The 19673-nt window shown below is 66.5% G+C and carries 22 protein-coding genes; 8 read left to right on the forward strand and 14 right to left on the reverse strand.

Annotation, left to right across the window (positions count from 1 at the left end; all coding sequences use genetic code 11):
* The first annotated feature begins 120 nt into the window (after positions 1-120).
* Both ACN9M4_RS15990 and ACN9M4_RS15995 read left to right on the forward strand, forming a co-directional pair.
* Positions 121-600: a hypothetical protein gene (locus ACN9M4_RS15990; RefSeq protein WP_426299563.1), complete on the forward strand. Its 480-nt coding sequence runs from the start codon at positions 121-123 to the stop codon at positions 598-600.
* A gap of 263 nt (positions 601-863) precedes the next feature.
* Positions 864-1655, forward strand: a complete 792-nt coding sequence (locus tag ACN9M4_RS15995) for a hypothetical protein (protein ID WP_426299565.1) — start codon at positions 864-866, stop codon at positions 1653-1655.
* Positions 1656-1719: 64 nt separating this feature from the next.
* On the opposite strand, the gene ACN9M4_RS16000 is transcribed toward ACN9M4_RS15995, so the two are convergent.
* Positions 1720-2427: a redox-sensing transcriptional repressor Rex gene (locus ACN9M4_RS16000; RefSeq protein ID WP_426299567.1), complete on the reverse strand. Its 708-nt coding sequence runs from the start codon at positions 2425-2427 to the stop codon at positions 1720-1722.
* 66 nt (positions 2428-2493) lie between these two features.
* Positions 2494-2748 (reverse strand): glutaredoxin family protein, encoded by a 255-nt coding sequence (locus tag ACN9M4_RS16005; protein ID WP_426299569.1) that lies wholly within the window; start codon positions 2746-2748, stop codon positions 2494-2496.
* A gap of 108 nt (positions 2749-2856) precedes the next feature.
* Here ACN9M4_RS16005 and ACN9M4_RS16010 point away from each other — a divergent pair, with 108 nt between their 5' ends.
* Complete coding sequence (locus ACN9M4_RS16010) at positions 2857-3675, forward strand: HAD family hydrolase (RefSeq protein WP_426299571.1); 819 nt, start codon at positions 2857-2859, stop codon at positions 3673-3675.
* A 142-nt stretch (positions 3676-3817) separates the two neighbouring features.
* Here ACN9M4_RS16010 and ACN9M4_RS16015 read toward each other — a convergent pair whose 3' ends face one another.
* The 4 genes from ACN9M4_RS16015 to ACN9M4_RS16030 form a co-directional block, all read right to left on the reverse strand.
* Positions 3818-3916 carry a 30S ribosomal protein bS22 gene (locus ACN9M4_RS16015; protein ID WP_003792170.1) on the reverse strand — a complete coding sequence of 33 codons (99 nt, stop codon included), beginning with the start codon at positions 3914-3916 and terminating at the stop codon, positions 3818-3820.
* Between the two features lie 159 nt (positions 3917-4075).
* Positions 4076-4288, reverse strand: a complete 213-nt coding sequence (locus tag ACN9M4_RS16020; protein WP_074586973.1) for a helix-turn-helix domain-containing protein — start codon at positions 4286-4288, stop codon at positions 4076-4078.
* A 145-nt stretch (positions 4289-4433) separates the two neighbouring features.
* Complete coding sequence (locus ACN9M4_RS16025) at positions 4434-5594, reverse strand: 3-deoxy-7-phosphoheptulonate synthase (protein ID WP_426299573.1); 1161 nt, start codon at positions 5592-5594, stop codon at positions 4434-4436.
* A gap of 222 nt (positions 5595-5816) precedes the next feature.
* Positions 5817-6848, reverse strand: coding sequence for an Ig-like domain-containing protein (locus tag ACN9M4_RS16030; protein WP_426299574.1), 1032 nt, complete (start codon positions 6846-6848; stop codon positions 5817-5819).
* 262 nt (positions 6849-7110) lie between these two features.
* Between ACN9M4_RS16030 and ACN9M4_RS16035 the strand changes: the two genes are divergently transcribed.
* Positions 7111-8124 (forward strand): LacI family DNA-binding transcriptional regulator, encoded by a 1014-nt coding sequence (locus ACN9M4_RS16035; protein WP_426299576.1) that lies wholly within the window; start codon positions 7111-7113, stop codon positions 8122-8124.
* Positions 8125-8151: 27 nt separating this feature from the next.
* On the opposite strand, the gene ACN9M4_RS16040 is transcribed toward ACN9M4_RS16035, so the two are convergent.
* Positions 8152-9069 (reverse strand): M55 family metallopeptidase, encoded by a 918-nt coding sequence (locus ACN9M4_RS16040; RefSeq protein ID WP_426299578.1) that lies wholly within the window; start codon positions 9067-9069, stop codon positions 8152-8154.
* A gap of 74 nt (positions 9070-9143) precedes the next feature.
* Positions 9144-9833 (reverse strand): FadR/GntR family transcriptional regulator, encoded by a 690-nt coding sequence (locus ACN9M4_RS16045; RefSeq protein WP_426299580.1) that lies wholly within the window; start codon positions 9831-9833, stop codon positions 9144-9146.
* Positions 9834-9911: 78 nt separating this feature from the next.
* Here ACN9M4_RS16045 and ACN9M4_RS16050 point away from each other — a divergent pair, with 78 nt between their 5' ends.
* Positions 9912-11210, forward strand: coding sequence for an alpha-hydroxy acid oxidase (locus ACN9M4_RS16050; RefSeq protein WP_426299582.1), 1299 nt, complete (start codon positions 9912-9914; stop codon positions 11208-11210).
* Positions 11211-11414: 204 nt separating this feature from the next.
* Here the strand turns inward: ACN9M4_RS16050 and ACN9M4_RS16055 are convergent, their stop codons facing one another.
* Positions 11415-11978 (reverse strand): ArsR/SmtB family transcription factor, encoded by a 564-nt coding sequence (locus tag ACN9M4_RS16055; protein ID WP_426299584.1) that lies wholly within the window; start codon positions 11976-11978, stop codon positions 11415-11417.
* Positions 11979-12135: 157 nt separating this feature from the next.
* Here ACN9M4_RS16055 and ACN9M4_RS16060 point away from each other — a divergent pair, with 157 nt between their 5' ends.
* On the forward strand, positions 12136-12612 hold the full coding sequence (locus tag ACN9M4_RS16060; protein WP_426299586.1) for a hypothetical protein: 477 nt from the start codon (positions 12136-12138) through the stop codon (positions 12610-12612).
* Positions 12613-12669: 57 nt separating this feature from the next.
* On the opposite strand, the gene ACN9M4_RS16065 is transcribed toward ACN9M4_RS16060, so the two are convergent.
* Positions 12670-13881, reverse strand: a complete 1212-nt coding sequence (locus ACN9M4_RS16065; RefSeq protein ID WP_426299588.1) for an acetoin utilization protein AcuC — start codon at positions 13879-13881, stop codon at positions 12670-12672.
* 97 nt (positions 13882-13978) lie between these two features.
* Between ACN9M4_RS16065 and ACN9M4_RS16070 the strand changes: the two genes are divergently transcribed.
* Entirely contained in the window at positions 13979-15412 is a 1434-nt protein-coding gene (locus tag ACN9M4_RS16070; RefSeq protein ID WP_426299590.1) for a TrkH family potassium uptake protein, read from the forward strand.
* A 40-nt stretch (positions 15413-15452) separates the two neighbouring features.
* Positions 15453-16091, forward strand: coding sequence for a potassium channel family protein (locus tag ACN9M4_RS16075; protein ID WP_373366905.1), 639 nt, complete (start codon positions 15453-15455; stop codon positions 16089-16091).
* Between the two features lie 67 nt (positions 16092-16158).
* Here ACN9M4_RS16075 and proC read toward each other — a convergent pair whose 3' ends face one another.
* The 4 genes from proC to ACN9M4_RS16095 form a co-directional block, all read right to left on the reverse strand.
* Entirely contained in the window at positions 16159-16986 is an 828-nt protein-coding gene (gene proC, locus ACN9M4_RS16080) for a pyrroline-5-carboxylate reductase (RefSeq protein ID WP_426299592.1), read from the reverse strand.
* A 235-nt stretch (positions 16987-17221) separates the two neighbouring features.
* Positions 17222-18058 carry a sugar phosphate isomerase/epimerase family protein gene (locus ACN9M4_RS16085; RefSeq protein ID WP_426299594.1) on the reverse strand — a complete coding sequence of 279 codons (837 nt, stop codon included), beginning with the start codon at positions 18056-18058 and terminating at the stop codon, positions 17222-17224.
* Between the two features lies 1 nt (position 18059).
* Positions 18060-19109 (reverse strand): Ppx/GppA phosphatase family protein, encoded by a 1050-nt coding sequence (locus ACN9M4_RS16090; RefSeq protein ID WP_426299596.1) that lies wholly within the window; start codon positions 19107-19109, stop codon positions 18060-18062.
* 60 nt (positions 19110-19169) lie between these two features.
* Complete coding sequence (locus tag ACN9M4_RS16095; protein ID WP_426299598.1) at positions 19170-19586, reverse strand: SseB family protein; 417 nt, start codon at positions 19584-19586, stop codon at positions 19170-19172.
* Between the last annotated feature and the right edge of the window lie 87 nt (positions 19587-19673).

A 19673-nucleotide genomic window follows, 5' to 3' on the forward strand; every position in this document is an offset into this window, starting at 1 on the left:
TACCAGCCGCCTCAAGGCGCACCGCAACCACCCAGCTACCAGGCACCCGGATATCAGGCCCCACCCCCGGGATACCAACAGCCTGCCCCGGGGTACCAGCAGCCGGCTCCGGGCTACGCAATGCCTGCCGCAGGGCCCAACAACGCCCCGCCTGCCGGCTTGGGCTACCCGGCTCCGGCAAGGAACACTTTCGGCCTCGACTTCAACAACATCGCCCAACGCTTCCGCGACACCACAGGCGTGCCGCAGCAATTGACTCTGTCCTACTGGCTCTGGGTCGGTGCAGCCGTCCTTGGCGTGCTGTCAAGCCTGATCAACATCTTCATTCTCCGGGGCTACTTCGGTGAATTGCTCATTGGCACCAGTATCGGGAGCTTCATTCTCAGCCTGATCTTCGCCGCCCTCTACATTTTCATCGCGATCAGGCTCAAGGAAGGCGCCCGCTGGGCCCGCTTGGTTCTGAGCATTCTGGCCGGGCTTGCGGTGATTTCGCTGCTGCTCCAGCTCGTCACGCTGAACCTGGGCTTCATCGGCTCCGCGGTCGCGGTGGCGGCCGGCGTGCTGATGTGGCTTCCCGAGTCGCAGAAGCATTTCTCGTAGGCACAGTTCCTGTACCCGAACCAGGTACAGGCTCTCACGAAAGCTTGGCCAAAGGCCGCGGTGCTCCCCAGGACGCCGCGGCCTTCCTTTCTGCCACGAGTGCCGTCCCGCACCGGACTCCCTGGCCTTTCCTTGCCGGAAATCCGTGGGAAATCGGTCTCCACCGCCGGGTGCCGGGGTACGGTGGACTTAAACCAAGCTGGGGGCAGGGGTAATTGCTGACCCGGCAGCCGAACCCGCAGTCGAACATGCAAAGGAATGCCATGAGCAACCCTCCATACCCGCCCGCCAACTCCGGTGAAAACGGCAGTTCCCAGCAGGGCACCCCCGAACAGCCGCAGTACGGCCAGCCGGCACAGCCCCAGTACGGGCAGGATGCCCCGCAGTACGGACAGCAGCCATCGGCGCCACAGTACGGGCAGGCCGCACCGCAGTACGGCCAAGGCGCACCCCAGTACGGACAGCAGCCCGCCGCCCCGCAGTACGGCCAGGGCGCTCCGCAGTTCGGCCAGTCCCCGTATGGCCAGCCCCCCTACGGACAGTCGCAGTACGGGCAAAGCGTGTGGCCGAGCCAGCAGCCGGCCACGACGTCGGGAGTTCCCTCGCTGGTCAACATCTCGTTCTGGCTCATCCTTGCCGCCGGCGTACTGAACCTGATCGGCATCCCGATCACGCTTGCCATGATCAACTCGCCCGAGTTCGGCAGCATTGTGGACGAGGCAATGAAGGCCCAAGGACGCAACAACCCCGGCATCGACGTGGACAGCTTCCGCGGAATATTTGCCACCACGGTGGTTATCTTCTCCGTGATCTTCGCCGGCCTCTACGCCCTGGTCGCCTTCAACGTGCGCAGGGGAAAGAACTGGGCCCGGATCCTGGGAACCATCTTCGCCGCGATCTCACTGCTGGGCCTGGCCCAGGTCGGCATCGGCACTGTCACCATCCTGCTCGGCATCGCCGCGATCGTAATGCTCTACCTGCCGGCTTCGGCGCCGTACTTCCGCAAGGCCCAGCCCTTCGCGAACCCTTACGGCCAGGGTCCATACGGCCGCTGAACCTGCCGCGGGAAAACACACCGCAGCAAACAACGGGCGCAGTCCCGGCCGCCGTCGGGCAGTATCAGACGGCTTGGCCCGGGGTCTGCGCCCTTTGTGCGTGGTAGGCCAGGATCTGCAGTTCGGTGGCCATGTCCACCTTCCGCAGATTGACATGCGGCGGGACCTGCAGCAGCACGGGCGCGAAACTGAGGATGCTGCGGATCCCTGCCTTGATCACGCGGTCGCACACGTCCTGTGCCACGGCAGCGGGCAGGGCCAGGACCACCATGTTGGTGCGGGTCCGTTGCAGGACCTGCTCGAGGTTCGCGGCATCGCTGACCCGCAGCCAGCCGACTTCGTTGCCGACCACCATGGGGTCGGCGTCGAGGATGGCCACGACGTCGAAGCCGCGCGACTGGAAGCCGCCGTACCTGGCGAGGGCCTTGCCAAGGTTTCCGGCCCCGACAATCGCCACTTTCCAGTCGTGGGTCAACCCCAGAGCGGCCGCGATATGACGGCTCAGGTACTGGACCTCATAGCCCACGCCCCGTGTGCCGTAGGAGCCGACATACGAAAGGTCCTTGCGCAGGGTGGAGGAGCTGACCCCGGAGGCCTCGGCCAGCGCTTCGGAGGAAACCCGTTCCACGCCTTCGCCGAGGAGGGAGTTGAGCGCGCGCAGGTAGAGCGTCATCCGGGCCACAGCTGCAGGCGGAATCTGCTTGGCAGCAGAATCCTGCTCGCCCGGTACGGGCTCGGCGGATGGTTCCAGCGCAGTCACAGTCGTCTCCATTGTGTTGCTTTGTTGTCCCACTCTATTGCGGGGTTCCCGGAGTCAACAAAGCCACCGGGATAGCACTTAGGACGCAAGTGCCTTCTGCAGCACCCTGGTGAGCCGTGTTTCGTCGATCTTCCAGAAGTCCCGCTGGATGCCGTCGACCAGGACCACCGGGATCTCCTCGGCGTAACGTTCGCGCAGCTCGGCGTCGCCTTCGATGGACATCTCCCGCCACGGCAGCCCCAGCTGCGAGACAACGCGTTCGACGGCGTCCCGCGCCGCAGCGCAAAGGTGGCAGTCGGGTTTGGTGAGGAGGACGACGTCGGGAATCGGCATGTTCCAACGGTAGCCCGAGCCGCGGGGCGGCGTCGAAGCGCGCACGACGCGGGTTCATGCGGAAGGCGCGGCACGGCGTCCGGCAGGGCAATTGACTAGACTCATGGCATGCCCGACGAGAAGAACGCCGCTGTGGCCACCGCGCCGGCTGTGAAGCAGCAACACGGCGAAGCCGCATTCTTCGACGTCGACAACACCTTGATGCGGGGCGCAAGCCTCTTCCATGTGGCCCGGAAAATGTACGAACGCAAGGCCTTCACACTGTCCCAGGCCGCGGGCTTCGCATGGAAGCAGTTCAAGTTTGTCCTCCGCGGCGAGAACATGGACGACGTCCATGCCGTGCGCGACTCCGCCTTGGTCCTTGCCGCAGGGATCAGGGTTTCCGAGGTCGAGGAACTGGGCGAAGAAGTCTACGACGAAATGATCGAGTCCCGGATCTGGCCGGGTACGAAGGCCCTGGCCGAGCAGCACCTCCGGGTGGGCCGCAAGGTGTGGCTGGTCACCGCCACCCCCGTCGAGGTTGCCAGCGTAATCGCCACCCGGCTGGGCCTCACCGGCGCCTTGGGCACGGTGGGCGAAATCGAAGACGGCGCCTACACCGGCAGGCTCGTGGGTGACATCCTGCACGGACCGGCGAAAGCCGTTGCCGTTCAGCAGGTGGCAGACGAGGAAGGGCTGGACCTCCAGCGCTGCTGGGCCTACAGCGACTCCCACAACGACATCCCCCTGCTCACCCTGGTGGGGCACCCGGTGTGCATTAACCCCGACGCCGCCCTGCGCCGCCATGCCCGCGAAAACAACTGGCCCGTTTACGACTTCCGCTCGGGCCGCCGCGCAGCCACACTTGGCCTGAAGGCAGCCACCGTCGGCGGCGCTGTGTACGGCCTGTGGCGCGGGTTCAGCAAGTTCCGCGGCCCGCGCGTCTGAGGCACCGGCATCCGACAGCACCGGCATCCGACAGCACGGGCGCCGTCACCAGTCGGTTTAGGGACGTCACCAAGCGGTTTAGGGACGCAAAAATGCCCGCCGCCTCGAGAGGCAACGGGCATTAACGCACTGCGAAGTATTCCTACTTCTTGTTGCGGCGCTGGTGGCGGGTCTTACGAAGCAACTTGCGGTGCTTCTTCTTGGCCATACGCTTGCGGCGCTTCTTAATAACTGAACCCACGAAAGTTCCTTAACAAATAAGTGAAGTTCCCGCCTGCCGGACGGGGCCGGCGAAGGCCCCGCAACAGACGGATTCTTACAGTGACGTAAAACGTTCCTTAACAGGGTACCGCCTCGCGGAGGCACCCAATGACCGTAGACCCGGCAGGGCCCTTGGGCGTCAGGCGCTCTCCGAGCGGCCGTCCACCACGGCACCCTTGAGGTACTGGGCAACGGCTTCCTCGGGAACCCGGAATGACCGGCCGAACCGGACAGCCGGCATTTCGCCGGAATGGACCAGGCGGTACACGGTCATTTTGGAAACCCGGAGAACCTCGGCCACTTCGGCCACGGTCATGAATCGCGCATTCGAGAAGTTGGTCTCTGCGGACATTCTCCATATTCCTTTGCTCTCAGCTGACAAGGACAACCCCAGCGCCCATGACTGCGGCGTTCCGATGCTGAGCCATCACAACCATGTGCTAGATACTTTAGAGGCTGCTGAGGCCAATGTGAAAGTCCCGCCCGCTACATTCGTGTCAGCCTGCGGCGGCCTCGCGACGCTTGCGGGACGAGGCCGCGAGCTGCTCGAGCACGGACGCCGTGACGTCCCATTCCATGCAGGCGTCCGTGACGCTCTGGCCGTAAACCAGCTCCTGCTCCCCCGCTAGCTGAAGCGCAACGTCCAGGTTCTGCGCACCGCCCACCAGGAAGCTTTCCAACATGACGCCGGCAATCGGCGAGGCGGGGTCGGCCTCCAGCTGGGCACCGATTTCCAACGCGACCTCGGCCTGGCGGTGATGGCTCTTGCCGCTGTTGGCGTGGCTGGCATCGACGATCAGGCGCGGGTTCAGGCCCTTGGCGGACAGCTTTTCGGAGGCGGCCGCCACATCGTCCGCAGAGTAGTTGGGGCCCTTGCGTCCGCCGCGGAGGATCACGTGCGTGTCCGGGTTCCCCGCGGTCGCCACGAGGGCTGCACGGCCGTCGCCGTCAATGCCGAGGAAAGCCTGCTGGGCGGCGGATGCGCCGCAGGCGTCGATGGCCACCTGGAGGTCGCCGTCGGTCCCGTTCTTGAAGCCGATCGGCATGGAAAGGCCGGAGGCGAGCTGGCGGTGGATCTGGCTTTCTGTGGTGCGGGCGCCGATAGCGCCCCAGGCGACCAGGTCCGCCATGTACTGCGGGCTGATCGGTTCCAGGAATTCCGTGGCCGTGGGCAGGCCCAGTTCGGTGACCTGCTGGAGGAAGCCGCGGGCTGCGCGCAGGCCCGAGGCGATGTCGTGGCTGCCGTCCAGGTGCGGATCGTTGATGAGGCCTTTCCAGCCCACCGTGGTGCGCGGCTTTTCGAAGTAGGCCCGCATGACCACCAGCAGGTCTTCCCTGTGCTTTTCGGCCTGGCTGACCAGACGGCGGGCGTATTCCAGCCCCGCCTTGGGATCGTGGATGGAACAAGGACCGACGATCACCAGCAGGCGGTCATCGACGCCGTCCATGATGGCCCGGATCTCGTCACGGCCGCGTTCGACGACGGCCGCGGCCTTCGCGCCGAGCGGCAGTTCCGCGATGACTTCCTGCGGGGCGGGCAACGGTTCGAAGCGGCTCACCCGCAGGTTCGACGTCGAACGGCCGGCCGGGGTCTCGGCGCTGGAGCGGGATTCCTGGCTCGCGTCGAGTGTGGCGGGGTTTTCGGCAATGCTGGTCATTTTCGGGTCCTGTTCCGGAAGCGGAGCGGGCCCTCAACAGAACCCGCCGGATATGGCGAAGGGCAGAGAATGATCTCTGCCCTGTTGGCTCTGAAGGTTAGTTGGATGCGTGTCAGTTAGACGCGGGCCCCTCCAGAGCCAACGAAAAATACGCATACCAACGCTTAGTCATGGACACACCATAGCCATGAAGGCGCTCCGGCCGCAAAACAGACCCCCGTCTCACGCCGTAACAGTCACGGTCCGCGACGGCGTGAACGCCGGGAGGTACAGGCTCGAGCCGAGATACTTTGCCTGGAGCACGTGCTTCCCGGGGCTCAGTTGCTGATAGACAAAGACGGCGGTTCCGGCAGCCAGTTCCTCGGCTGCCCCTATCGGGGTGCTCCCGTCATAGAACTGCACGCGGCCGGTGGGCGTGGGCCCGTGCGAGGACCGCGATTCGATCACCGCGCGGGCGGTCACGGGCTCGCCGGCCTGGACAGTGCCGTGGGGACTCACCCGGAATTGCGTACGGACCTCAGCCGTGGGCGGCGCCGAAACCGTGTAGGACAGAGCCGGCGATGTTGACGCGAAGTAGTCCCCTGCCTGGTGCTGGTACGCCGCCGAAATCGTGTGCGTCCCAACGGTCAAGGCTGAGGTGCTGAAAGCGGCTACCCAGCCAGTGCCGACGGTCACCGTGGCAACGTCGACGCCGTCGACTGTGAAGGTGACCTCGCCGAGGGGCGTTCCGGTGAGCGGACCGTCCAATGCGGCGACCTGGGCGGTCATCGTGATCACTTCGCCTGCAACGGAGCCACCGGACGGACTCAGTGCCAGCGAGGTCGTCGTCTCCGGACCGCTGATGACCACGATCGGGAAGCGGATGGTTTTCGGGGCGAAGTTCTCATCGCCCGAATACGCGGCGCGGAAATAGTGCGTGCCAAGGTCCAAGGGCGGTGCTATGAGGACGAACAGCCCGGGCAGGATGTCGTTGCTGAGCCCGGAGGTGCCAAGCGGCGTGTCTGCGTCGTCCGGCAGGAGTGTCACGGTTCCCGTGGGCACCAGCGGCGTGGGATACACCGGGAGCACCTGGCCCACTACCTGTGCCGATTGACCGGGAAAGACAAGCTGGAAATTGCCGTTGGCAGTGACGTCGACGGCGGCGCGGGTATCCGCTGCGCGCGCCGGGGCCGCGGCGAGCGAGAGCATCAGCAGCAATGCGGACCCGAGGATCAGGGCGCGCCGAATAACGCTTCCGCGCTGGGCAGTGAACACAGCTTCCTTCTTTCCCGACAGATTGTCACGGAAAGCCCCAGCACCTCCGCTGACGGAGAACGACCGACGGCTCAAGGATAGGCCCGTTTCCCCTTCCCGGATACCCTGTTCGCGGCATCCGGCAGGAACATCCGGCGCAATGGAAGGACATCGAGAGAAAGCGTTTCCCAAAAATCGCTAGACTCAGCGCCAGGAGTACTGACCGGCCGCCGGCTGCGGCGGACTGGCAGCACCAGGGACAGGCAGCATCAAGAAGGAAGCCATGGCAGATCGGAGCACACGGCGCCGCGTCGGAATCGGGGACGTGGCGGCGAAGGCCGGAGTTTCGCATGCCACGGTCTCGCGCGTCATGAACGGGAACACGACCGTCAACGCCTCCATCGCCCAACGGGTCCAGGCCGCCGCGGCCGAACTGAAGTACAAACCGAATCCGGCGGGACGCAGCCTTGCCCTGGGCAAGACCGAAACCATCGGCATCGTGGTCCCGGACCTGTCGAACCCCACCTTCCAGTCCATCCTCAGGGATGTCAGCGTCGCCGCCGCCCGCGACGGCTACCGCGTGCTGATCGCGGACTCCTCCGAGGTCTCCAGCGAGGAAGCGATCCTTGCCGGGGAGGCACGGCGGCGCTGCGACGGCGTCGTGCTTTGCGCCCCGCGCATGAGCCAGGACGAACTCGAAGAGCTGGCACCCACCTTGTATCCCTTGGTGCTGATCAACCGCACCACCGAGGCCTCGTCCACTCCCAGCCTGGTGGTGGACTACGGCCACGGTATCCAGAAGCTCGGAGCCCATTTGGTGGAACTGGGCCACCGCCGAATCGCCTATCTGACCGGCCCCGAGCGCAGCGCGTCGAACGTTCAGCGCTTGCGCGGGCTTGAGAAGTTCGTCCAGGACTACCCCGAGGTCGAACTGCAGTTCATCCCGGGGGGAAACACCTACGATGCCGGAAACGAGGCAAGCGACGCGGTCGCCTCATGCGGGGCCACCGGAATCCTGGTCTTCAACGACGTCGCGGCCATGGGCCTGCTGCACGGCTTGAGCGAACGCGGCATCCGGGTGCCGGAGGACCTTTCGATCACGGGCTATGACGACATGCCGTTCGCGCGCTACACCATGCCGGGCCTGACCACGGCGGCTGTCCCGATCGCCCAACTGGGCAGCCTCGCCTGGCGACGGATGCACGAACAGATCAAGCATGCCAACGCCGAGACCCCCACCGACCACTTCGAGCCGCACCTGGAAATCCGCGGCAGCACGGCGCCACCGAAGGCCTGACCGCCCCGGCCGGGCGGCGCCGCGGCATCACTGCGGCCATGCCGGCTCGCTCACGGCGGCCCAGGCATCCAGGTAACTCCGGCAGCGCGCCAAGGCCAGCGGGTCCTGCTCCCGCATGGCGGCCTCACTGCCCAAATCGAGGCCGTCCTGGGCGTCGAAGAACGGCTTGAGTGACGCGCCCATCGCGGCCTGGAGGGCAGGGTACGCATCGCGGGCAAAATCGGCGGCAAGCTTCGTCAGCACCTCCGGTCCGCTTCGGCCCAGGCCGTGCACCCCGTCCACCAACCCGGCCAGGTCCCGGTCCAGCGCCACTGCGAAAGTGAATTCCGCCGGGAAGGCAATCTGCTTCAAGGGGCTCCGCGACGCGCTTCTGGCGAAATCCCTGATGGCGTCGAAGCTCCCGGTACGCGCAGGGTGTTCGGGCAGCGCTCCGCCACGGCTCGTGGCCTTCTTGACCGCGAGGAACGGCGTCCCGGCAAGGAAGCCATCCAGTTGCGCTCCGAGGGCGGCATCACCTGTGACGCCCAGGACCGGGATGCCGTCCAGCCACGCCCAGATGTGGCTCTCGGTAAGGGGCACCCCGTCGGCCGCAACCTTGAGTCCGGGCACCATCGTGTGGCTCATGAACCCGCCGGACGTGCCCGCCCGGGCATGGAAGCCCACCTGGAAGGCTGCATCGAACCCTTCGGCGAAGTCGTTGCTCCCGGCCGGTGCAGCGCCGTCGGGTAGTTCCTCCCAAAGGATGTTCGGCCACCCGAGCCCGTGGGCGTTGACGACGTAGACCTCGTTGCGTCCGCCGTCAATCAATCCCATGGCCGCTGCAATCACTTCGTCGGTAAAGTCCCGCCGGCCGGAGGTCCAATACAGTTCGAAGGCCGGCCAGCACCCATGGTGGTCCCGGACCCGGGACATGCCCTCCATGTCGGCCCACAGTGCGATGCGCATGGCCGCCTCCTGCCCTCGGTTTCGATCATAGGAAGCCCCGACCCGTCAGGGAATGCCCGTCGGTGTGTGGATCCTCAGGCCGAAGCGGCGAGTCCGGCCTCGCGGTAGTAACCCTCGATATGGGAGGCCACAAGCCTGGCCGCACTGCCGCCGTCGCCGGTGTTGACGGCATCGAGGATCGCACGGTGCTCCGCCCGGAGGCGGCGGGCGGTCGCGTCCCAGTCCGGCAGGTTCTTCGTCAACTCGGCTGCGTATCCTTCGATCGCCTCGCGCAGGGACGCCATCATGGCACTCACCACCACGTTGCCTGCAGCCTCGGCGAGGGCAAGGTGGAAGCGTACATCCAGGGCCAGGAAGTCTTCGGTGCCGGGGCCGGCATCCATCTCGTCAAGGAGGGCAGCCGCCTCGGCCAGTGCCGGTGATTCCGGGCGGGCCCGGGAGACGGCCCACGACTCGAGGAGGACCCTGGTCTCCACGATATCGGCCACCGGGAAATGCCGGGTAGCGGCATGCAAGCGCAGCGCGGAACCGAGGGCAGCGGCCGGATCGGCGATGACCACCGTCCCGGCGTCCTTCCCGGAACCGACGGCGGCCCGTACCACGCCCATGGCCTCCAGGATCCGGATCGCTTCACGGACGGAGGTGCGGGAAACCTGGAGCTGTTCGGCAAGGGCGCGCTCCGCAGGCAGGCGGCCGCCGAGCAGCAGCTTGCGGTCGGAGAGCTGCTTTTCGATCCAGCCAAGCACGAGTTCGTGGGTTCGCATGCAAGAATCCTACTTGCTGTGGTCCAACCACATGGAATAGAGTGTGGTCCAACCACACCGCCGAGTCCGGAGACCACCATGACGCAGACCGTCCAGCCCGCCACAGCCAGCGGCGAAGCCGCACCGAACAGCGCCGCCGTCGTGATTCCGCCGGCCCTCAAGCGGCGCATCCCCAAGTACTCCGACCTTGCCCCGCTGATGCAGTTCAAGAAGCCGGAGTTCAGCAACGCCGCGCGCCTCAAGCGCGCCTCCACGATCTGGGATTTGCGGGACATCGCCAAGCGCCGGACCCCGCAGGCACCTTTCGACTACACGGACGGTGCCGCCGAGGCCGAAATCACCCTGCGCCGCGCCCGGCAGGCGTTCCAGGACATCGAGTTCCGTCCCGGCATCCTGCGCGACGTCTCCAGCATCGACCTCAGCACCGACATCCTGGCCAAGCCGTCCCGCCTCCCCTTCGGCATCGCCCCCACCGGCTTCACGCGGATGATGCAGTCCGAAGGCGAGTACGCCGGGTCCCAGGCAGCCCAGGCCGCCGGCATTCCGTACACCCTTTCCACGATGGGCACCGCCTCGATCGAGGACGTGGCCGCCGCGGCGCCGAACGGACGCAACTGGTTCCAGCTCTACCTATGGACGGACCGTGAGCGGTCGCTCGAACTCATCGAGCGCGCCGCCGCGGCCGGCAACGACACCCTGATGGTCACGGTGGACACCGCCGTCGCGGGCGCCCGGCTGCGGGATGTCCGCAACGGCATGACCATTCCGCCGGCCCTGACCCTGAAGACCGTGCTGGACGCCTCGTACCGGCCCGCCTGGTGGTTCAACTTCCTCACCCACGAGCCGCTGACCTTCGCCTCGCTGTCGCGTTACACGGGCACGGTGGCAGACCTGATCAACTCGATGTTCGACCCCACACTGACTTTCGAGGACCTCGACTGGCTGCGCGAAACCTGGAAGGGCAAGCTGGTGGTCAAGGGCATCCAGACCGTTGAGGACGCGGTGAAGGTGGTGGACCACGGGGCCGACGGTGTGGTGGTCTCCAACCACGGCGGCCGCCAACTGGACCGCGCGCCGATCCCGCTGCACCTGCTGCCCGCGGTCTCCGCCGCGGTCAAGAAACGGAACCCTGAGGCCGCGGTCATCCTGGACACCGGCATCATGGGCGGCGCGGACATCATCGCAGCCCTGGCACTGGGCGCGGACTTCGCCCTGATCGGACGGGCCTACCTCTACGGGCTCATGGCCGGCGGGCGCGCCGGCGTGGACCGCACCATCCAGATCCTGGAGAAGGACATGGCCCGCACCATGGCCTTGCTGGGCGTAACGAAGATCTCCGAGCTGAACCCGGACCACGTGCGACTCCTGCAGGGCTGACGTTCCGCGAAGGCGGCTGCGGGAAACCTGGCGGCTAGGCCACCAGCTTCTCTGCGGCGCCGCTCTCCGGCTGCCGCGCCGAACAGAAGCTGTTCGGCCATGCCTTCGACCCGGCGTCGGCCTCGGCAGCCAAGGTCCGGGTGCTCAACGACTTCGAAGGCTGCTGAGGCCTTTCACAGCAGCGGTTATTTCTTCCGGCCCGAATTACTTCTTCCGGCCGAACTTGGGCAGGTTGGGCAGGTCCGGCAGCTTGGCGAGCAGGTCCGCGGCCTTCGTGGCGGCGCGGCCTACCGTGCGGCCGATCTGCTGGGGAACGGTGTCGTCCGCCGCCGCAGCCGGTGCAGGAACAACAACTTCCTGTGCCGGCTGTGTTGCGTTGCCGGGCCGGGCATTCGCGGCAGGCCCCTGGGTCGTCCCGACGGCGGCAGGCTGGGCCGCCTGCCCCGCGCTCCGGGCGGTGCCCTCGCGCCGCTGGCCCGGCGCGGCGGCAGAGGCAGCTGCGGAGGGGCCGACGTCGAAGGTTTCCAGCCAGCTGGCAATCCCGGCGAGGGGCTTGGGGTTCAGGGCGTAATAGCGTTTCTGCCCTTGGGCACGCATGCTGACGAGGTCCGCTTCGCGGAGCACCTTCAAATGCTTGGAAATGGTGGGCTGGCTGGCTTCAAGTTCCTGCACCAATTCCCCCACAGCTTTGTCCCCAGAGCGGAGGGCAACCAGGATGTCACGCCGGGTCGCCTCAGCAATGACGGCAAATACGTCGTCAGTCACCATGCCTCCCACCCTAGCGACATATACGTCAAAAGGCATCAACTATTTCGCCGTGACGGGCCTAATGGGATCGTTGACCGGCCACACCCCTGGTGGTACAACGAACACACGGTCCAGGCGGCCATCCAGCCGCGGCCAGAGCGGGGCGGGGTGCGTGGCCATGACTGACTATCTCCGGCGGCAAATGTTCAACATCATCGCGGCCGTGTTCCTGATCCTGTTCGTGGCGGTGTGGCTCGCCGTCCTGCTGCGGGTGGCGAGCTGGGTTCCCGTTGGCGGCGCCACCGCCCCGGCCCTGAACGGCGCCCTGGTGACCGCCGCCGGAGTGATGGCGACCTCGCTGGGTTCGCTCACGGCGTCGGCCCTGGGATTCACCATCTCGGAGGTCAAACACCAGCAGTCCGAAACACCGGCAGGCTCCCCGGGTGCTTCCTTCCCGGCAGAGGTCGCTGCCCGGCTTTCCGGCAGGATCGTCGCCGCGATCATGGTCTACATGGCCGTGGGCTTGTTGGTCCTGATCCTTTGGCTCGTGAAGGGGCAGGCCTCGACTGACCTCATCGGGGCTTTCGCGCTGTCCCTGCTGGGCTGGCTGGTCGGCGCCGCCGGCGTCGTGTTCCAGACGGAGAAGTCGGGCTGAACTTCAGTCGAACCAGGGAACTCAGTCGAACCAGGGAGCTCAGTCGAACCAGGGAGCTCAGTCGAACCAGGGATCGAGCCCGTGCAGCGGGAAGATCTCCTTGCGGGTGGCGATGATGCTGCGGTCCACGGCGTCACCCGGATCGTAGCCGACTTCCCAGGAACGCCACCAGATGTCCACTTCGTCCCCCATGCGTTCGGGGGCGTTGCGGCCGAATTTCTCCCGGACATATTCAAGCCATTCCTCCGGCACCCGGGCGTCCAGGGGGATCGGCCTCTGCGCCACGATGCCGATCAGGTGCGACCAGCTCCGCGGGACCACACCGGTGATGTCGTACCCGCCGCCCCCGGTGGCGATCCAGCGGTTGCCGCAGTACCGTGCGGCAAGGCCGGCGACGGCGGAGGCGGCCTCGCGCTGGCCGTCGACGCTGAGGTTGAGGTTCGTGAGGGGGTCGTTGGCGTGCGAGTCGCAGCCGTGCTGGCTGACGATCACCTCGGGCCCGAACGCCCCCACCAGCTGCGGCACGACCGCGTGAAAGGCACGCAACCAGCCGGCGTCGCCTGTGTGGGCCGGCAGGGCGACATTGACGGCGGTCCCCAGGGCCCGCGGTCCGCCGATTTCGTTGGCGAATCCCGTGCCCGGGAACAAGGTCAGCCCGGATTCGTGCAGTGAAATGGTGAGGACCCGCGGGTCGTCCCAGAAGATGCTTTGCGTACCGTCCCCGTGGTGGGCGTCGACGTCGATGTACGCGATCTTCGCCACACCGCCGTCGAGCAATCGCTGCACGGCCAGGGCCGCATCGTTGTAGATGCAGAAGCCGCTGGCGCGTTCCCGGGAGGCGTGGTGCAGGCCGCCACCAAAATTCACCGCGCGGACCGCTTCGCCCGAAAGGACCGCTTCCGCGCAGAGCAGCGAGGCCGCCGCCAAGCGGGCACTCGCCTCGTGCATTCCGGCAAAGGCGGGATCGTCGTCGGTTCCCAGTCCGCGTTCCGGGTCCGACGCCGTCGGGTCCTCGCTGGCGCGCCGCACCGCGGCAATATAGTCCGCGCTGTGCACCCGCTGGAGTTCGACGTCGGACGCCACCCCGGGTGCCTGCAGCGAGACGTGCGGAAGTTCGAACAGCCCGAGGGAGTCGGCCAGCCGCGCCGTCAGTTCAAGGCGCTCCGGTGCCATGGGGTGGCCGGGACCGAAGTCATAGGCGGCCATGGCGGGGCTCCACGCCACCGTCGTTGGCAGCGCGGACGGACGGAGGCCGGGCTGGGAAGTCATCAAAGACAGGCTAGCCTGTTCGCCCGGCTCCCGCGGGCGATTAGTGGTTTACTACTCAAGACAGCCGATCCGTCAACAAGAAGCGAAAAGCACTGCCATGACCCAGAGCCAGTCGAGGTCTCCACGCCCGGCCAGCTGGCACCCTGACCAGCCTGAGCGGGAAGGCCTGTGGATCTTCACCGGCCTCCGGGACTTTATCGACAACATCGCCAACACCTCGCCGGCCCGGCTGGCGCTGACGGCGTTCTCCGTGGTGATCCTGCTCTTCACCGGTTTGCTGTCCCTGCCTGCAGCGTCCGCCGAGGGTGTTGTCACTCCCCTTCATGACGCGATGTTCACGGCGGCCTCGGCGGTGTGCGTCACCGGACTCACGGTGGTCTCGACGGCGACCCACTGGACGTTCTTCGGCCAGCTGGTGATCCTGGTGGGCATCTTCGTGGGCGGTTTGGGAACGCTGACCCTGGCATCGCTGCTGGCGCTCATGGTGAGCAAGCGGCTGGGTGTGCGCGGAAAGCTCATCGCCCAGGAAGCCATGAACAACGCCGGGCGCCTCGGCGAGGTCGGTACCCTGCTGCGGATCGTCATCACTACCTCGGTGGTGATCGAAGGCGCCCTGGCGCTGGCCATGATCCCGCGCTTCATGATCCTCGGGGAGGACTTCTGGCAGTCAGTCTGGCACGGCGTCTTCTACTCGATTTCGGCCTTCAACAACGCCGGATTCACGCCGCACTCCGACGGCATTGTCCCCTACGAAACGGATCTCTGGATCCTCATCCCGCTGATGCTGGGCGTCTTCCTTGGCAGCCTCGGCTTCCCCGTGGTGATGGTGCTGCAGCAAAACGGGCTCAACTGGAAGAAATGGAACCTGCACACGAAGCTGACCATCCAGGTCTCCTTCATCCTGCTGGCGGCCGGCACTCTCCTCTGGGCCTTGATGGAGTGGGACAACGCCCGGACCATCGCCCACATGAACCTGGGCGACAAGATCACCCACTCGCTCTTCGCCTCGGTGATGACGCGTTCCGGCGGCTTCAACCTGGTGGACCAGAACCACATGGAATCCACCACCATGCTGCTCACCGACGCCCTGATGTTCGCTGGCGGCGGTTCGGCGTCGACGGCGGGCGGCATCAAGGTGACCACCATCGCCGTCATGTTCCTCGCCATCGCGGCCGAGGCCCGCGGCGACGCGGACGTGAAGGTGTACGGCCGCACTATCCCACAGGGCACCATGCGCGTTGCCATCTCGGTGATTGTGGCCGGCGCCACCCTGGTGTCCGTGTCGTCCTTCCTGCTGCTGCAGATCAGCGGAGCCACCCTGGACCGGGTGCTCTTCGAAACGATCTCCGCCTTCGCCACGGTGGGACTCAGCACGAACCTCAGTGCCGAGCTGCCGCCGTCGGGCGTCTATGTCCTCACCGCGCTCATGTTCATGGGGCGCGTCGGCACCGTCACCCTCGCCGCCGCACTGGCCCTGCGCCAGCGCAGCCAGCTCTACCACTACCCCGAAGAAAGGCCGATCATTGGCTAACACCTCAGGCGCCCCGAACCGTCCGGCGCACAATGCCCCCGTGCTGGTCATCGGCCTGGGCCGCTTCGGCTCCGCAACCGCCGAGCAGCTGGTCAAGCAAGGCCGTGAAGTCCTGGCGATCGAACGGGACCGCTCCCTCGTGCAGAAATGGGCACCTGTCCTCACGCACGTAGTGGAAGCCGATGCCACCAACATCGACGCCCTCCGCCAGCTTGGCGCCCAGGAGTTCAGCTCCGCCGTGGTGGGCGTGGGAACCTCGATCGAATCTTCAGTGTTGATCACCGTGAACCTCGTGGACCTGGGCATCGAGCACCTCTGGGTCAAAGCCATCACTCCATCGCACGGCAAGATCCTGAGCCGCATCGGCGCCAACCACGTCATCTATCCCGAGGCGGACGCCGGCGTGCGGGCAGCACACCTCGTCTCCGGCCGCATGCTGGACTTCATCGAGTTCGACGACGACTTCGCGATCGTGAAGATGTACCCGCCGAAGGAGACCGTGGGCTTCACGCTGGACGAATCCAAGGTCCGCTCCAAATACGGCGTGACCATTGTGGGCGTGAAGTCCCCGGGCGAGGACTTCACCTACGCCAGGCCGGAAACGAAAGTGTCCGGACGGGACATGCTCATTGTCTCCGGCCACGTGGATCTGCTGGAACGCTTCGCCGCCCGGCCGTAGCTTCGGCGGGCGGACGCGAAAGGCCCCTCCTCGGAGGGGCCTTTCTTTTGCCTGTCAGCTGCTGCCGTCAGCCGAGCTGCTGGGTGATTTCCGCGGCGCGGGCAGCCGCAGCACGGGCGCCGTCGGCGATGATGGCCGGGATCCCGCCGTCATTGAACGCCGCGATGGCTCGTTCGGTGGTGCCGTTGGGGCTGGTCACCGCCACGCGCAGGGCGGTCGGGTCCGCGCCGGGCTCGGCGAGCATGAAGCCCGCCCCGGCCACCGTCTCGCGGGAGATCCGCAGCGACAGCTCCGGATCCAGTCCAAGTTCGACGCCGGCGGCCGCCATGGCCTCGGCGAGGTAGAAGGCGTACGCCGGGCCCGAGCCGCTGATGGCCGAGAGCGCGTCCACCTGTTCCTCCGGGATTTCCACCACGGTTCCCGCGGCCGACAGGAGATCCTTGACAAGCTGCTGCTGTTCGGGTGTGGCGTGACCGCCGGCCGACATGGAAATCACGCCCCGGCCCAGCTTCGCGGGGGTGTTCGGCATGGTCCGGATGACTGGCTGGCCCGCGGGAAGGGCGGCTTCGAGCTGCGCGATGGAGACGGCGGCGGCCACGCTGACCACGATCGTGTCCGGGGCCAGGACGGGTGAGATTTCGCGGGCAAGCTCAGAGATGCCGACCGGCTTGACTCCCAGGATGACCACCCCGGCACCCTTGGCGGCGAGCTTGTTGTTATCCGGATCCTCGGCGCCGGCGATCGCCATGATGCCGTGCCGGTGTGCCAGCTCGTCGGCCCGTTCCGCCCGGCGCACGGTGGCGACCACGTCCGAAGGGTCGGTCCCTGCGGCGAGCAAGCCGGCCAGGATGGCCTCGTTCATGGATCCACAGCCAAGGAATGCGATTCGAGTCATGGCTCCATCATGCCAGTTCCCGGTTCGGCCGCCGAGGCCGCCAGGATTCCCAGCTAACTCCCAAGGTTATTGCAGCTTGCGCCCAACGTTGCTTCGTAACGTAGTAACTACCTCATTGAGGGTGCGAGTGATGAGGCGGGCATGGGGATGTCCGCCAAGAAGCACCGGTGGTTGTACGGGTTTCCCCCCATTTTCCCGATCAGCCACCGGTGCTTTCTCGTTTTAAGCCTGCGGCTCAGACCTCGTAGGCGCCCACAAGCGGCGCGCCCAGGTGCTGGCGGGCAAACCGCAGGGTTTCGGCAAGCCATTCTTCGCGCTCCCCCGCCGCCTTGGCCTTGCGGGTGGAAATCTCGGCCACGATGCTTCCGCGGAACCCGTTCCCGGCCAGGTGCTGAAGCACCTCGGCGCACTGCTGGGTGCCGCGCCCTGGAATAAGGTGCTCGTCCCGCCCCGAACCGGAGCCGTCGGTCAGGTGCACGTGCCGCAGCTTGCTTCCCAGCTCCCGCACGGCCTCCAGGCTGTTGGCCCCCGCGGTGGCGGCGTGCGAGAAGTCCCAGGTGACGTCGTCGTAATCCTGTCCCACCGGGTCCCAGTGCGGCAGGTACGCCAGCGCTTCCCGGCCGCGGACCCGCCACGGATACATGTTCTCGACCGCGATGTGCACCTGGTAGAGCGCCGCCATCTCCCGGACGCCGGCGGCGAAATTCTCCGCATAGTTGGACTGCCAGCGGAACGGCGGATGGACCACCACCGTGCTGCAGCCCAGGTCGCGGGCCATCCTGCAGGACATTTCGATCTTGTTCCACGCCGCTCCCCAGACCTGTTGGGTCAGCAGCAGCGTGGGCGCGTGGATGGAGACGATCGGCTGTGCGTAGCGCTGGCTGAGCTGCTCAAGCGCGGCGGCGCTCTGGCTGGTGGCGTTGTTGGTGACCATCACCTCGACCCCGTCGTAGCCCAGGTCCTGCGCCACCGCGAAGGCATCGTGCACGCTCAGGGGATAGACAGAGGCGCTTGAGAGCGCCACCGGGATCGGCTGCGTATCGCCTGTGTACTGCCCGACGCCGTCCCCCATGTCAGCCGGCCTGCCCGCCTGCTGCGGCGGCCGGGACAGGGACGGCCGGGCCGGCGTCGTCCGCCGCTTTTTTCTTCGAAACAGACGCGGCTCCGACATGCGGTGCCGGCTGGAGGGGGCCGTCGAAGACCAGCTGGTCGAGCCTGCGCAGGATCAGGCCTTCGCGCAGCGCCCAGGGGCAGATCTCCATGCTGGGGAACTCGAAGAGTTCCAGCGCGGTCTCGGCCACCAGGGCACCGGCCAGGATCTGGCGTGCCCGCGCCTCGGAGACGCCCGGCAGGTAGAGCCGGTCCGCCACCGTCATCGCGGAGATCCGCTGCGCCCACAGGCCCAGGTCCGTGGCGTGCAGTTCGCGCTTGACGTACGGGCCCGCGCCGCTGGGGGCGGCACCGGCGATGCGGGCGAGGGAGCGGAACGTCTTTGAGGTACCGGCCACCAGGTTGGCCCGCCCCAGTTCCTTGAACTCCCGCACCACAGGCTTGAGGGTGGAGCGGATGTAGCGCCGCAGCTCCTTCACGCTCTTGGCCGTGGGCGGGTCGTCGTGCAACCAGTCCCGGGTGAGGCGGCTGGCGCCCAGGGGCACGGACATGGCCAGCTCCGGGAGTTCGTCCTGGCCGAAGGCCATTTCGAAGGAGCCGCCGCCGATGTCCAGGTCCAGGATGGGTCCGGCGCCCCAGCCGTACCAGCGGCGGACGGCGAAGAAAGTCATGGAGGCTTCTTCGTCCCCGGTGAGCTCCTGGAGGGTCACGGTGGTTTCGTGCTTGACCCGGGCCAGGACATCGGGGCCGTTGGTGGCTTCGCGGATGGCGGAGGTGCAGAAGGCCAGCAGGTCCTCGGCCTTGTGCTTGGCCGCGAATTCCCAGGCTTCAAGCACGAACTCAATCAGTTCGTGTTGCCCGGCCTCGTTGATGTTGCCCTCCGCATCCAGGAACTGGACCAGGGACAGGGGCCGCTTGTGCGACGCGAACGCCACGGGCCGTGCGCCCGGGTGGGCATCCACCAGAAGCAAATGGACGGTGTTCGAACCGATGTCTAGGACGCCAAGACGCATGCTGACATTATTCCGCGTTTGGAACTGTGTGAAGCAACTGCGACGCCGGGGGCTGCGCGGCTACTCCGCGGCGCGCTTGAAGTCGCGGCGGACATTGGCGATGCCTTCGGGGCCCATTTCGAAGCCGTGCTCGCTGCCCGGGTTGATGACCAGGCCGATCTCGTCGCCGATGCTGTCCAGGATGGCCGAACCGTGCGTGGCCAGCACATTCGGTGCGGCCTCAAGGAAGTGGGAGTCCACGCGGCTGGGGTGGCTGAAGACCGCGAGCACCGGCTGGCCGTCCACGTTGGCCAGGACGAGTGGTTCCACGGCGGCGTCGGGTGCGTCCAGGGCGTCGGTGCTGAGGATGTAGACCTCGTTGTTGAGGAAGGACAGGATGACCTCGACGGGGTTGGCATCGGGCTGTCCGGCCTTCGCGAGGTTTTCCTCAAGCTCGTTCAGGGGGCTGTTGTCAATGGTTTCGGGCTGCTCGCTCATGTACCTAGCCGATCACATCGGGGGGCCCACTGTCGAAATCGGCAAAGGCTGCCCAGTCGAGGACGGGCCCGAAAACACGAAATCGCC

Source organism: Arthrobacter sp. R-11 (assembly GCF_049913155.1).
Lineage (GTDB): Bacteria > Actinomycetota > Actinomycetes > Actinomycetales > Micrococcaceae > Arthrobacter.

Excerpts from the sequence above, each read along its gene's own strand:
- ACN9M4_RS15990 (WP_426299563.1), top strand. The coding sequence starts at position 121 with ATGCCTGCCGCAGGGCCCAACAACGCCCCGCCTGCCGGCTTGGGCTAC.
- ACN9M4_RS15995 (WP_426299565.1), top strand. The coding sequence starts at position 864 with ATGAGCAACCCTCCATACCCGCCCGCCAACTCCGGTGAAAACGGCAGT.
- ACN9M4_RS16000 (WP_426299567.1), bottom strand. The coding sequence starts at position 2,427 with ATGGAGACGACTGTGACTGCGCTGGAACCATCCGCCGAGCCCGTACCG.
- ACN9M4_RS16005 (WP_426299569.1), bottom strand. The coding sequence starts at position 2,748 with ATGCCGATTCCCGACGTCGTCCTCCTCACCAAACCCGACTGCCACCTT.
- ACN9M4_RS16010 (WP_426299571.1), top strand. The coding sequence starts at position 2,857 with ATGCCCGACGAGAAGAACGCCGCTGTGGCCACCGCGCCGGCTGTGAAG.
- ACN9M4_RS16020 (WP_074586973.1), bottom strand. The coding sequence starts at position 4,288 with ATGTCCGCAGAGACCAACTTCTCGAATGCGCGATTCATGACCGTGGCC.
- ACN9M4_RS16025 (WP_426299573.1), bottom strand. The coding sequence starts at position 5,594 with ATGACCAGCATTGCCGAAAACCCCGCCACACTCGACGCGAGCCAGGAA.
- ACN9M4_RS16035 (WP_426299576.1), top strand. The coding sequence starts at position 7,111 with ATGGCAGATCGGAGCACACGGCGCCGCGTCGGAATCGGGGACGTGGCG.
- ACN9M4_RS16040 (WP_426299578.1), bottom strand. The coding sequence starts at position 9,069 with ATGCGCATCGCACTGTGGGCCGACATGGAGGGCATGTCCCGGGTCCGG.
- ACN9M4_RS16045 (WP_426299580.1), bottom strand. The coding sequence starts at position 9,833 with ATGCGAACCCACGAACTCGTGCTTGGCTGGATCGAAAAGCAGCTCTCC.
- ACN9M4_RS16050 (WP_426299582.1), top strand. The coding sequence starts at position 9,912 with ATGACGCAGACCGTCCAGCCCGCCACAGCCAGCGGCGAAGCCGCACCG.
- ACN9M4_RS16055 (WP_426299584.1), bottom strand. The coding sequence starts at position 11,978 with ATGGTGACTGACGACGTATTTGCCGTCATTGCTGAGGCGACCCGGCGT.
- ACN9M4_RS16060 (WP_426299586.1), top strand. The coding sequence starts at position 12,136 with ATGACTGACTATCTCCGGCGGCAAATGTTCAACATCATCGCGGCCGTG.
- ACN9M4_RS16065 (WP_426299588.1), bottom strand. The coding sequence starts at position 13,881 with ATGACTTCCCAGCCCGGCCTCCGTCCGTCCGCGCTGCCAACGACGGTG.
- ACN9M4_RS16070 (WP_426299590.1), top strand. The coding sequence starts at position 13,979 with ATGACCCAGAGCCAGTCGAGGTCTCCACGCCCGGCCAGCTGGCACCCT.
- proC (WP_426299592.1), bottom strand. The coding sequence starts at position 16,986 with ATGACTCGAATCGCATTCCTTGGCTGTGGATCCATGAACGAGGCCATC.
- ACN9M4_RS16085 (WP_426299594.1), bottom strand. The coding sequence starts at position 18,058 with ATGGGGGACGGCGTCGGGCAGTACACAGGCGATACGCAGCCGATCCCG.
- ACN9M4_RS16090 (WP_426299596.1), bottom strand. The coding sequence starts at position 19,109 with ATGCGTCTTGGCGTCCTAGACATCGGTTCGAACACCGTCCATTTGCTT.
- ACN9M4_RS16095 (WP_426299598.1), bottom strand. The coding sequence starts at position 19,586 with ATGAGCGAGCAGCCCGAAACCATTGACAACAGCCCCCTGAACGAGCTT.